Origin of the sequence: Pseudovibrio denitrificans JCM 12308, from assembly GCF_001310815.1 — a bacterium.
In the GTDB taxonomy this organism is placed as follows: Bacteria; Pseudomonadota; Alphaproteobacteria; order Rhizobiales; family Stappiaceae; genus Pseudovibrio; species Pseudovibrio denitrificans.
The window spans coordinates 376,253-389,342 of the sequence record NZ_BAZK01000002.1; the positions used below are offsets into that span (position 1 = coordinate 376,253).

Here is a 13,090-nt window from a genome sequence, read left to right on the forward strand (position 1 = left end):
ATGACGAATAGGCGAGGACAATCCGTAGGACGTTTGCAGGATCTGGAAGGTCGAGGCCGGGTTTCGATGAAGCCTGGCTCTGCTGTTCCTGGCAACGAAAAAGCCTGGCTACGGGCGGCGAGCAGTGCTGCCAGTTTGGCCGGCGCGCTTGGAGAGATCAAAGCCAAAGCACAGATCAGGGAGGGGACTGAGGAAGGGCGCAAAGCTGGCCTGAGCGCTGGAACAAGTGTTGCGCTTCCTGATAGTCCGGAGGCGATTGTCAATGCTTCTCTGATTGATCGCGTGATTGGCCGTGAAAGCGGCGGCAATCCAAACGCCAAAAACAAGCTTTCTACTGCAACCGGTGCCGGCCAGTTCATTGAGGGAACCTGGCTTGAAGAGATCAAAAGCCAGAGGCCGGATCTTGCTGCAGGGAAAACCGATGCGCAGCTGCTGGAGCTCCGCACTGATGGAAACTTGAGCCGGCAACTGGCTGGCGGGTATCTCTCCAAGATCCAGAACGGTTTAAAGGCTGCAGGGTTTAGCCCCACCGATGGCGATGTTTATCTTGGATACTTTCTTGGACCTGCAGGTGCAAAGGGGGTTCTTGGTGCTTCGCCAGATGCTCCGATCCTTGATGTGCTTACCAGCGTAGTTGGTGAGAAAAAAGCTAATGCAATGCTGCAGGCAAATCCGAGTGTTTTGCCTGGCAAGACTGCTGGACAGGTGCGCCAGTGGGCCTGGAAGAAAATGGGCCTGCAGACCAAAACAGAGCAGGGGCCAGCATTAGAGCTTAAACGGAATGGAACGCGGAAAGGTGACGCCCATGATCGCGCTGCTCTTTCTGCGTTTTCCTGGCGCCTATCAGCTGAGATCGATCAATCTCTAAATGCCGCCTATGATGAGCATGAGAATGATCCTGCAGCTCTCACGACTGAGATTGATGAGATCCAAAAGCAAACGCTGGCCGCGCTTCCGGAAGAGGTTCAGGAGCTCGCGCAAAAAACCTTTTTGACCAGGCGGGCGATTTATGAGCGAAAGGCCAACAAGGAGCAAGCTAAGAGAGAGCTCACACAACGAGCAACGGCTGCAGAGGATGGTATTGCAGAGGGTTTCCGATCATTAGAGCGCCAAGCTTACATCGCGGGTGACGATGAGGAAGCTGATAAGAACCTGCAGGAGCGGGTTGTTGCGCTTGCAGGGATCATCGATAGCGCGGAGGCCAATGGCGCGTTAAGTGCAAAAGTTGCCTCTCGCCACCGTGAAAGAATTGTCGAGACAACCGCGATCTCTCGTGTGCGTGGTATCGCTGCAGATCTACCGGATGCCAAATCCCGTGAAGAATATGCAAATGGCCTGGTTGATGCGTGGGGCTCCGGAGAAGGGCCGCTTGCGGATCTGGATTACAAAACCGTCCAGGCGCTTTCCAGAGAGATTGGCGGTGCTGCCAGATCCGAGGCCGCAAAGCTTAATAGTGAGAGCTCCGTTGAGAAGGCGAAGTTTAAAGGCCTGATCAAAAGTGATCTGGCAAGCATGGAGGCTGAGGGCGTTGGTATCCAATACGGGGGAGAGGAGCTGTCTTTGGAGCAAGTCTCTTCTGTGGTTGGCGAGGTTGCTGCTGAAAAATGGCTGAATGGCCGCGAAGATGCCCGCAAGTATTTTGAAGCCACAACGGGCATGGCTCAGCTTCCTACCTCCGATATCATGGGACGACTTGAGGATCTTGAGCCTGTTGCCGGTGCTGCTGATTATGCTCGCCAGGAAGCGCTCTACGGATCTGTTGCCAAGGCGGCCAAGGCACTTGTGAAACTGCGATCCACTGATCCTGCACTTGCTGCTGAGCAAGCTTTTGAGGAGCTGCAAGATCTTAAAGCCAGTGTGATCGAGGATGATCCTGGAAGTGTTCAGAACCTGATCTCAGAGCGGATGAATGCTCAAGAGGCCATGGGATTGCCCGAGGCTGCTAGAGCGCCGCTGACTAAGGCAGAGGTCAAAAGCGTGCTCTACGGGTTCGTTGATTTTGTCGCTTCAGATCAACCTGATCTGAAAGGCTACGCTGAAACACTCCATGAGCAGTATGGCGAACATGCTGAGGATGTCCTGGAACAAATGATGGAAAGCCAGGGCCTGGATACGACTGCTCGAAAGTTCGCTCAGGGTATTATGCGGCATGTGAAAGAGGGTGGCGCTCCCCTTCGCAGTGACGTTGAAGCCATGAACAAGGCTCTCGAAACAACTAAGGCGGATAAGGCCTTCACGCCGGTCAACATGCCTGAGCTGTTTGATTTTAGAGACACCAATCCGGCTACAATTGAAATGATGCGGCGTGATCCGCAAAAGGCAGCGATGTTTGATGAGGTCTTTGGAGAGGGAGCGGCTCAAAGAGCGATGGAACAAAACCCTCTGCCCATGAACAAAAAGCAGGTCGATCTCCTTTTGTCTGATCCGTCTTTGGCTCCTCAGTTTGATGAGTACTTTGGAAAAGGTTCAGCCGCGCAGATCCTGGACAACCGCAGAAAGCCAGCTGATGGCATCACGACAAAAGATGCCAACGGGCTGGAAAGCTTCATTCCTACCTCAGAACTTGCCAGGGAGTATCGCCGTGGCCGATGAAAACGTTTCCCCTGAAACCGTTACAGAAAACCCCTTTGCGGCCCTGGCTGATGCTCCTGGAGTTGATGGCTCTGCTTTGATGCAAGGTCCAGGACGGTCTTTGTCTGAGCGCTTTTCTATCAACTATGAAGCCGCACAGCGTTACAACACTTTGCACGGGGCGCTGAAAGATACGACGCGGCCTGCAGATCGCATGGCGTTCAATCAGGAATATGAAGATTTTGAGGAGTGGGATGGGTTCTTGCATGGGGCGACCGCATTAACCGGGCAGCTTGCTGGAACGGCAGTCGCAGTCGAGAACTTTATTGGATTGGGGATTGGTGCCAAAGCTATCCAGCAGCTCGGACTTACAGGGGTTCGCGCAAAAGTCTTTGCGGGTGCTGTTGATGCTGGTGCTTCTAACCTGGTGGTAGATAGTGCGATCCAAGGGATTGAGATGGGGGCTGGCTTTCGAGAGCAGTTTGATCCTGTTCAGCTGGCAGCGTCCACGGCACTTGGAGCCGCGGTTGGTGGTGCTGCTGGTCCTTTGACGCACGCAGACCGCGGGGCCGATCTTGCACGGACATTAGAGGAAGGTGTTGAGACTGCAGAGCTCAAACCTCAAGCGCCGCTTGATAATGCGATCCGAGAGCCCGTTGGTGATAACCCAAGCGGGCAGGAGCCTTTGGAGCTCACGATTTACAGGCAAGATGTTATTGACAACCAGCCTGCAGCTGAAGGTGCTGAAGTCGCGAATGAGCGTATTGAGGGTGGATTTTCAGCATTTGAAAAGAATGAAGCTCCTGCAAAACCAGTTTCGCGAGGCGTCAATATGGAAGCCTCTGAGGCGCTTGTGGAGCAGTCTGCAGAGCAGCGGATCTCTCAAGCGTTTGAGGTTTTTGATCGAGAGCCAGGCTCTGAGGAGATCGCGAGCAACTTGCCGCTAGCTTCCGGTGATGAAGTCAAAGGAATGGTGAGCCGAACTGACGGAGCTGAGCCGCTCGAAGATGCTGCAAAGTCTGACTTGGTTTCTAATGTTACCGAAGAGGTTGAAGCGTTAGGTGATAGGCTTTCGCGAGATGCGGGCTTACTTCAGGAAAAACGGGCGGAGCAAGGCAGGAAGGGAAATCTCTCTGAGCAGCAAGATGAAATCTCTTCAGGCTCTCAGAAAGAACAGCCGGATATTGAGGGGAGCGCTGGCGATGATGTGAAGCCAGATTGCAAGGTGCAACGGGGCAACGTGCAAGGCCGGCAAATGGCATCGCTCAACCTCAACCCGGAAAAGAAGCTGCACCGTTTACGCGTTTGCGTGACGTTTCTAATCGCCTGGCGGATCTTGCCGGGATTGCGGCAGCACGGCAGAAGCGGTTTTCTCTGAAAGGCTCCAAGAACTCCCGCATTATGGGGACGTATGGTGTGCGATCCGGTGTTGTTCGCATTAGATCACAAGACGACTTCGACACGTTCTCGCATGAGGTTGGCCACCACATCGAGGAGCGTTTGGGAAAGCCTGTCGTCGCTTTGATGAAACGCCATTTTGTTGAGGTTGAGGCGCTTGCTTATCCAGGTGTTGCCCCAGACAACAAACTCACCGAGGGCTTTGCAGAGTTTTTTCGCCTGGCTATGACGAACCCGCTCTATGCGGAAAGCAAGGCTCCCAAGTTCTTTAGGGCCTTTCGGGGATTGCTCCAGAAAGATGATCCAGAACTCCTGAAAGGCCTGGATGAAGTTATTGACGCATACGGCGAATATCTGCAGCTGCCATCACAACTGGCTGTAGAAAGCACGATAGTCTCCAATAAAGCGCTCGGGACGGGCCAGAAGTTCGCCAGTGACGCCAAACGGCATGGTTTGGGTGCAACGATAGCCGACAAGCTGCACAACGCTTACACGGCGCTCCTAGACGATTTTCACCCTATCCATAGAGCTGTACGAGAGCTTGCGAAAATTCACAAGGCGCGTACTGGCCAGGTTCTGGATCTGAAAGTGAAGGATGATGCTGGCAAGCTTGCCGACATGGCGCGAGGTTCTCAGCAGTCTGGCCACATGGATCTCATGTACGGCGTGCATGGTTATGAGAGCCTGAGGCCTGAAAGCGTAAGCTTGCGAGATGCGATCGTTGAAGCTCATGGGCCTGGCCGTAATGCTTTTTCATCCTTTGATGAAGCTGTGATGAAAAAGTTTGGCGCTTACCTGTGGAGCCGCCGCGCTGTCTTTGAATGGGAGCGCTACAAAAAAGGCGAGATCCCCAATCCTCCGGACAAGCTGAGCCATGGTGATCACCTGCAGAACATTCAGGAAGCCGAGGCGGCTAATCCGCAATGGCCTTCAGCTGCAGCGAAGGTTTATGAATTTAACCAGGCTCTATGGAAAAAGAAGCTCGATGCTGGATTGATTGCTCAGGAAACTTATCAGGCCGGCTTGAAGATCCGTGATTATGTTCCTGGTCTTCGCGCCTTTGATTATGACGGAGATCCTGCAGCTAAAGCGAATGCACGAGGCGGAAAGTCTGCAGCAGGGAACTCCATGGGGAGCCAGCATTTTAAGGGCTCTACGCGAGACGTGATCAATCCGCTGGAAACGTTGATGGCAGATGCCTATGAAACCAATGCAGCTATAGCACGTAATGAGCCGATTAAAGCGCTGGCGAAACTGGCGCGGCGCGTTGGGAATGGTGCAGGCCGGATCGCTGAGATTGTGCCGGCGCATGACCTGAAAGCAATGATCATCGATCCGCTGGAAGCTTTGAAGAGTGCGGGGCGTAGCGTTGGATTGATGCCTGAAGAATTGACATTGATGATGGATAATTTTGAGGGATTGCTTGGAGACACAAAGGCCACGCTTTTCCGTCCTACGGTGACGAACACCAAGGGCGAGCCGATTCTGTTTTTCCGTAGTGGTGGGCAGATCCAAGCGCTGCGCCTTGCTGATGGAGAGTTTGGTAATCAGCTGATGGCCAGCTTTGGCATGCTTGCTCCTGTAGAGCATCACATGCTTATCCGGATGATGGGGGCTTCTGCTTCTGTGCTGCGTGCCGGCATCACGACAACGCCTGAGTTTATTCTGGCCAACGGTGCCCGCGATCTCATGACCTCGTTTGTTTATTACGACGAACCGTTTAAGGCTTTGAAGAATATCGGCAAGGGTATCAATGATGAGATCTTCAACCGCCAGGCTGCAAAAGAGTACAACAGCCTGGGCGGTATCATGGGAGGGGCTAACGCTGCTTCTGTGCGCGAAGGGGCGCTGAAGCGCGATCTTGAAGCGCTCAGAAAAAAGGGCTGGAAGGGGCGGCGCGTCCTCAGATTGCAGAGCGTCTTGGAGTTTACTGAGCTGTCAGAAACGGGCGTGCGTGTGGGCTTGATGCGAACCTTTAAAGACCAGGCGCAAGCGCGGGGGCTTTCAGAGATCGAGGCGGCCTATGAGGCTGTTTGGCGTTCGCGGGACCATATCAACTTTGATCGGCGTGGCTCTCAGATGGTGGCGCTCAATCGCTTGATCCCGTTTTTCAATGCGTCCTTGCAGGGGCTTGATAAGTTCAGCCGGCACATGGTGTTGCCCTACGTCAAAAAACTGCAGGGCGATGTTTTAACATCTGCCGATGAAGCTGCCCTGGGAACTGCCCAAAAGGCCTGGATGAAACTTTCCGGTGTTGTCCTGGCTGGTATGGGGCTGCATGCCTTAATGAGCCAACACTCCGAATATGAGGAGATTAGCGACACTACCAGAGCAACTCACTGGATGGTGAAGACCGGCGATAAGTGGTTGGCGGTCCCCAAGCCTTACGAGCTCGCGGTGTTTGTCAATATCGGAGAGGCGGCCTACGATGCTTTTGCTAAGGGAGATCCGCTTTCTGCAGAGCGATACCTGGCTAACCTCTCAACTGTTCTGATGCCGCCTTCTGTGATGGAAGGCAACCCGATCGTGAAGACTTACTTTGAGCTGAAGAGCAATCAGGATTTCTTCACGGGGCAACAGATTGTGCCTGATCATCTGCAGGCGCTGGAGCCTGCTTTGCAGTACACTGCCAGAACCCGGGCCTTTTCCAAGCAGCTTGGAGACGCTCTCAACATTTCGCCGCTGGTAACAGAGAAAGTCTTTTCCAACTTTGCTGGTGGATGGGGGCGCAACCTGGCAGCGCTTTACGATTACACGGATGAGGCGGCCTTGGGACAGAGCCCGGATGATGCGCCGTTTTTGCGCCGGTTTGTTAAAGACGCCAGCAAGGGCTCCAGGTCGATCTCCAGTTTCTGGAAACTGGTTTCTCCAAGTACAGGGCAGTTTGAGCGAGCTGCTCTGAGTTATCGCGCCCTTGCAGACGGGGGAGACGACGTTGCTGCAGATGAGTACCTGAACTCCCTGGATAGTGAGCGGCGGGCTTATGTCACGCTTGCCATGATGCCTGCAAGCACTCGCAGGCTGCATCCTTTAGAGCGTGCCCGTTCAGCTGTGCGGGCGATCGGTGCTCTGCGTCGAGAGCTTACAGGGCCGTACATCACGAATGCTTTTGCTCAAAAGAACATGCGCGAGATCTCGGCCAGCGATCGTGGATCTGCAGATGATATTCTTTCAGATCTTGCTATGGCGGAAACCCGCAATGCTTTGATTGCTCTTGGTGCGCCTGGCTGGGCTCATCAAAAAGCGATTGATACTCGCACGTATCATCATGAGCTGCAGGAGCTGTCGCCAGTCCTGGCTCAAGCTTTGGCGGATCGATTTGCAACGCGCAAAGTGTTGCCGCTTGGCGTTGTTCTTGAGAGATGGCCAGAGCTGCGAGAGCGTGTGTTGATGGATGGATCTGGCGCGGTAACTGTCGATCTGGAAGCTAGCGCAGAAGCTGCAGGCTATGAGCTCGGAGGTTTCAAGATCCCGCGCAAAGAGAAACCTAAGGTCAAGGGCGTAGCCAAAGGCAAGGGATAAGCACGGTTGACCTTTGTTTGAACCCGTCAGGATAGAGCAGCAAAATTCTATCCTGACGGGTTTTTTTATGACTGATCGGCTCCCATACAATCCGCGAATATATGATTACTCCGCTGCAGCTGGCCAAAAGCATTTCCCGGTTGCCTTTCCGTATCAGGAGGATGCTGATGTTTCCGTGCTGGTTTTGGAGGGGGATGACTTCCGAAAGCTGAGCCTTGGAGCTGATTACTCCCTGAATGAGCAACAAGTGATCCTCAATGTTGGCCTGGCAGCTGCTACGGTCTTGCGTGTGAAGGGAACCACGGTTCTAGCGCGAAAATTAAGTGTTGTTCAATCAGGCAGGCTTAACTCCCGGAACTTAGATACTGAGCTAGATCGCGCCTGGATGACCTTGCAGGAGCTTCAGCGCGATAATCAGGACACTACACGGCGATCGATGCAAGTTCCGTTCGATGAGGAGATTGGGCCTCTTCCATCTGCAGAAGAACGAGCAGGGCGGGTGAGCGCATTTGATGGCGATGGAAACCCAATTAGCGGGCCAAGATTTGTCGAAATTTCTAATGCACAAGCAAATGCTGAGGCTGCCCAATCATCAGCCTCGTTTGCTGTCGACGCGATGCAAGCAGCAAGAAATGCTCAAGATGCGGCGGAAGGAGCTGCTGAGACCGTTGTGGTTGGCCGTTACAACTCGTTGGCAGGTGCTGCAGCGGCTGAATTACACATGGCTATTCAGTCTGTGAAACTCACAGGATTTAGGGAAGCAGGTGATGGTGGTAAATCCTTATACAAATGCGCCACTCATGAGCCGCCACATGCAGGAAAGTTCTTGTCGAAAGATGGGCGGTGGTGGGAGTTGTCTGACGCGCTCGCAACACCCAAGCAGTTTGGAGCGGTTTCTGACGCAAACTTTAAAACGGGAGAAGGGACCGACAGCACAGCAGCGATTGATCAATGGCTTGCCTTTACCTCATTGACTAGTGGTGTTTGTCGGTTGGACGGTAAGTATAAGTATGTTGGGCAGTTAAGTATCCCCTCTAATATAGAAATCAAAACAGATAGTGCGCAAGAGAATGGGTTTGTTATCGAAATTGGTAATGAGGAGAGTGGGCTAGTTGTTGAAAGCTCGAATGTAATCATTGGAGATTTAACGATTAGCCGAAATCTCAAAGAACCAATTGTAGGGAAGAATGCGGGGAACTTTGGAAATATTGTTAGACTAGGAAATTACCTGGATGGAGCTCAAGAGCCCATGCAAAACCTTAGGTTTGGAAATCTTAACTTGGTCAGTGTTGATGGATCGGAGCAGGGACAAGGACTTACGATATTTGGACGGGTGTCGAGCGTTTCGGCTGGGGATGTAACTGTTTCAGGGAATGTTTCATTAGCCTTTCAGGCCCATTGGTCAGGGAACATCACAGAAGTGGGGCAGGCTGTTACTGAAAGCTATCATCCGCATGACATTCATATCCGCAAAATCGAAGCACTCAGCAGTTGTAATTTTGGGGTTGTTCTCTCAAGTGTTTATAACATCACAATTGATAAGATTTATGGTGAACAGTTAGAAAAAGGTTTCTATTGGCTTGCTGGTGATGAGACAAACGACTTTGATGTTGAGCAGAGCGGCCTAGTTGGACGTGGTGTCGAAATTGGCCATGCCGTTTTTGAGGGAACTTCAGCAGGCCAAAGCTATTTTATCGAATGTCTTGGACATGGGGCTTCTAAGTTTAGAGTTGATGGCTTGGGCAACCCATTACAAAAAAACCTGCCCATAGGCTTAAAAATTGGAAATCTCATTGTTCATGGGTCAGATAACATAAATGATTGTTTTGAAACACTTAATGCAACTGGTTCAATAGTTGTAGAGAACAGCGTTATTCGCGGATTTAAGCGATATTCGGTTTTTTTACTCAGATCGCTTGCAACCACGCGTTTCCTAAACATGGACCATATTGGGGAAGTTAGGGCATTAAGGTCTGCAAATTGTAAGTTTAGTGGTAAAATTTCAGAGAGTGGTGATGGATCGTATGGGTTTTATATTTATGGTGAGATGCCAACGTCCACATTGAGCGCAGATATATCCTTTGGTGACACATCTATTTCTGTAGTTCAGGGTTTTCCTTATGATATTCTTCGTGGAGATCGTTTTCTAATAGGTAGCTTTGCTTTTACGGCGAGTGAGTTTGTAGAAAGTGGGGTTACCACAATTCCAATCATAGCTAGCAGGAAAACGATAGTGAGTGGTGTCGAAGTAATGCACGATTTGCGGGCTGTTAATGTTGAGGTATCGCCTTTTGTTGAGGGGGCAACCACCGGCGTTCGCGTGGTGAATGGACATGTTGGATTTGAAAATGCTTTGATCCTGGATGCTAGCAGATATGGGATCAATTTGAGTGATAGCATTGTTACCATTAAGAACCCGAGGATAGCAGGAACTGGATTTATTGAGGGGCCGACTAACTATGATGTCGTTATAGACAATAGTAACGTCACGATTATTGGTGGAAAAATAGGTGATGCTGATGGGATCACGGATAAGCATCTAGACATCAATGGTTCCTCTTCTGTTGTTGTAAGTTTGGGGGTTCAATATGGAGATGCTGCAAAGATTCAAGTGATAGAGCCTGAAGCCATATCGGAATTTTTTGCTTGTTATGACACGAATGGAAATCAACTGTCTTAGATTAAACCAGTGAGTACGTAGTTGACCAAGCTTAAACAGGGTTAGCCTCTAGTTGTGGAAATGACTGGAGGTTTTCTTATGGATTGGTTGTATTGGCTACTCTGGATAGCTGCCGGCCTTTATCTGATTGTTGGACTGATTGCCGGCTGCTGGACTGCTCGTGTTGAAAAGCCCCTGAATGCGCCCTTTCACATCATTGTCTTTGCCTGGCTAAAAGCGATCGGGCGTTTCTTGATGTTCCTCATTGGTTGGCCTTTTTTCGCTTGGGCTATCATGAACTCCTCGCCTCAATAAATCGCGGGGATTTGCTCAGCTCAGTTGACAGGGCCTGAACGGCTTTAACCTCCAGTCATGTGAAATGGCTGGAGGTTTCTTTATGGCCCAAGCGAATTTTAAGAACTGCTATCCCAAGCTGCGCCGGCACGAGGGCGGCTTTGTAAACCACCCAGATGATCCAGGTGGTGCAACCAACAAAGGCATCACTCAAGCAACCTATGACTGGTGGTTAAAACTTGCGGGTCTTCCGCGCCGGTCTGTGCGGCACATTACTGATGCTGAAGTGGCTGAGATCTACCGCGAGCAGTATTGGAATAAATGCCGCGCTGATGACCTGCCATGGGGTATCGACTACGCAACCTTTGACGGTGCAGTGAACTCTGGCCCTAAGCGGGGTGTGAAGTGGCTGCAGAAGGCGATCGGCGCGGGTGTTGATGGTGTTGCTGGTAATGAGACCGTTGATAAAGCGCGGCGCTCAGTGGAGCGTACAGCCGTTATTCGCCGTATGTGTGCTTATCGCCTGGGCTTCCTGCAGCGGCTCCGGACCTTCTCCACGTTTGGTCGCGGTTGGACGCGGCGTGTCGCAGAGGTCGAGGTGGATGCAACTCAGATGGCTTTGGAGAATTTGGGATACCAGCCAGAAGATCAGAGCAAGAAACTAAGCGCCACTGCTGATGCGGCGAACCAGGAGAAGAAGCGCCAGGACAAAGCTGCGAAAGCAACTGGATCTGCAGGTGCCGCCTCTGGTGTAAGTGCCGATCAGTTAGATCCGTCCTTTGCTCTGCAGCCCGAGCTCCTCTGGCTCGTTGCTGGTGTCCTGGTCTGTGGGGCTCTGTTCTATCTCTACAAACGACATGTTTCCGGGGAGCGCTTGGAGGCGTATCGCCGCAAACTCCATTCCATCGCAGAAACTCTATAAGGGGGCACTATGGCTCTACATGCACTTGTTCCAATCCTGATAAGCGTTGGTGCTCCACTTCTGGGTGAGCTCGTTTCTCAGGTTGCCGGAGATCCTGCCGGCAAGATTGCAACCAATGTTGTGAGCAAAATCGCTGAAGGCATCGGCGTTGATCCAACGCCTGAAGCGATCGTCACTGAGTTTGAACGAGATCCGGAGGGTGTTGCCCCAGTGATCCGGGCAGTTGAAGAGGAAGATAAATCGTACCTGGTTGAAATGCTGAGCAGCATCAACACCACTATGCGAGCTGAAGCAAAGGCCAGAGGTTTGCTCACGCGGATCTGGCGGCCAATATTCGGCATTCTCTTCTCTGTCGTGTATTTCTTACTCGGGCTTGCTTTGATCTACGTTCTGGTAACAGCTGCAGATCCTTTGGCTGTGCTTGGCGTTCTATCTGGCTTCCTGGTAACCTACCTACTGACGGGTGCATCTGTGCTTGGGGTCTACGTGTGGAAGCGCACGGATGAGAAGATCCGGCAGGTAACTTAAGGGCGCGGCTATGGCTCAAGAAGTTCGCAATAAGTGGATCCGCTCAGAGATCTCCGTTGGAAATATAGTCACGATCATTGGATTGATTGTGAGTTTGGCCATAGGCTGGCAAGAGCTGCGTTCAAGCCAGGAAGATCATGGGCGGAGGATCGTGGCGCTGGAGGCAAAAAGCCTGAAGGCCGACAATGACAAAATTGAAACTGTGCGTTTTGTTGCCGAGATCCGCTCAGACATAAAATACCTCAGGAATGCAATCGAGCGAATCGAACGAACAAAGCCTGAGTGAACGGGAGGAGAACAGAAAAAATCGCACGTGCGATTTGCGACTATCGCAAAGCATCGTACGTTCTTAATGCGTTCTGTAAGGGAAGTGAGCTAAGCGCTTGAAAGAATTGAACCGAAGGTGGTGCCGGCAGCAGGGATCGAACCCGCGACCCCCTGATTACAAGTCAGGTGCTCTACCATCTGAGCTATACCGGCGTCGCCTTCGTTGGAGGGGTATTTACGGGCGCTGGCGGGGTTTGTAAATCCCAAAAATGCAAAAATTTGGAAGAATTCACAGGGGAGGGAATTTTTCGGGTCAATTTGGGCTTGATCTGGTGGTTTTGAGGGTTCTTTTCCACATGTGGCGGGTGCAGCCTATTGATATTGATAGAAAAATTAGTGGGATACGCGTTTGCGTTGTTTTGTGCGTTTGTTTGCGTTGATTGCGATTTTTCTGCGTTCGTGTGTGAGAGATCTCTGAATTTTGGTGTGTGTTCGGCTGAGGCTGGAGGGAGTAGTTTGCTTGAGGGGAGCTGTGCACTTATCCCCCTGTGGTGCAAGTGGAGCGGTGTCAGTGATCGGTGCCGACTATTGCCTCTGAAGAGCAGGAAGCATGCATATGCGACATCGCACTGCCGGATCGATTAAGTGAGATTGCCGCTTAGACAAGATTGCCGCTTAGACAAGATTGTCGTTTAGATGAGATTGTCGTTCAGATGAGACTGCCGTTTAGCTGGGAACAGCGTTTGGGTGAGGTCGTCGTTTGGTAGGGAGTATCGTTTGATTGGAGTTGGGGCGTTGCTGTGATGGTCGGATCAAGTCTTTCGGATTTAAGTGCGGCGCTGTGGTGGTTGGCGCATGTCTTGTAGTTGTGGGGGAGTTGCAGCGGGGCGGCTCCAGTCTTGCGAGTGTGAGAATGTGCTGCTGTGGTG

Annotated in this window: 8 protein-coding genes and 1 tRNA gene; 8 read left to right on the plus strand and 1 reads right to left on the minus strand. The window is 51.7% G+C overall.

Annotation, left to right across the window (positions count from 1 at the left end; translation table 11 throughout):
* From JCM12308_RS03445 to JCM12308_RS03480, 8 genes are all read left to right on the plus strand, one after another.
* A complete protein-coding gene (locus JCM12308_RS03445) occupies positions 1-2,592 on the plus strand; it encodes a lysozyme family protein (RefSeq protein ID WP_128647324.1) in 2,592 nt (863 codons plus the stop codon).
* Positions 2,582-3,949 (plus strand): hypothetical protein, encoded by a 1,368-nt coding sequence (locus tag JCM12308_RS28195; RefSeq protein WP_054782869.1) that lies wholly within the window; start codon positions 2,582-2,584, stop codon positions 3,947-3,949. Before JCM12308_RS03445 ends, JCM12308_RS28195 begins: the two co-directional genes overlap by 11 nt.
* Positions 3,877-7,491 (plus strand): LPD38 domain-containing protein, encoded by a 3,615-nt coding sequence (locus JCM12308_RS03455; RefSeq protein ID WP_054782870.1) that lies wholly within the window; start codon positions 3,877-3,879, stop codon positions 7,489-7,491. The genes JCM12308_RS28195 and JCM12308_RS03455 overlap by 73 nt, the downstream gene beginning before the upstream one ends.
* A gap of 13 nt (positions 7,492-7,504) precedes the next feature.
* Positions 7,505-10,171: a hypothetical protein gene (locus JCM12308_RS03460; RefSeq protein WP_054782871.1), complete on the plus strand. Its 2,667-nt coding sequence runs from the start codon at positions 7,505-7,507 to the stop codon at positions 10,169-10,171.
* Between the two features lie 78 nt (positions 10,172-10,249).
* Entirely contained in the window at positions 10,250-10,465 is a 216-nt protein-coding gene (locus JCM12308_RS03465; protein WP_054782872.1) for a hypothetical protein, read from the plus strand.
* 82 nt (positions 10,466-10,547) lie between these two features.
* Entirely contained in the window at positions 10,548-11,366 is an 819-nt protein-coding gene (locus JCM12308_RS03470) for a glycoside hydrolase family 108 protein (protein WP_054782873.1), read from the plus strand.
* A gap of 9 nt (positions 11,367-11,375) precedes the next feature.
* Entirely contained in the window at positions 11,376-11,894 is a 519-nt protein-coding gene (locus JCM12308_RS03475) for a 3TM-type holin (RefSeq protein WP_054782874.1), read from the plus strand.
* 10 nt (positions 11,895-11,904) lie between these two features.
* The gene (locus tag JCM12308_RS03480; RefSeq protein ID WP_054782875.1) at positions 11,905-12,180 is read left to right on the plus strand and encodes a hypothetical protein; all 276 of its coding nucleotides are present in this window, start codon (positions 11,905-11,907) and stop codon (positions 12,178-12,180) included.
* A 118-nt stretch (positions 12,181-12,298) separates the two neighbouring features.
* On the opposite strand, the gene JCM12308_RS03485 is transcribed toward JCM12308_RS03480, so the two are convergent.
* Positions 12,299-12,374, minus strand: a tRNA-Thr gene (locus JCM12308_RS03485).
* Positions 12,375-13,090 lie beyond the last annotated feature (716 nt).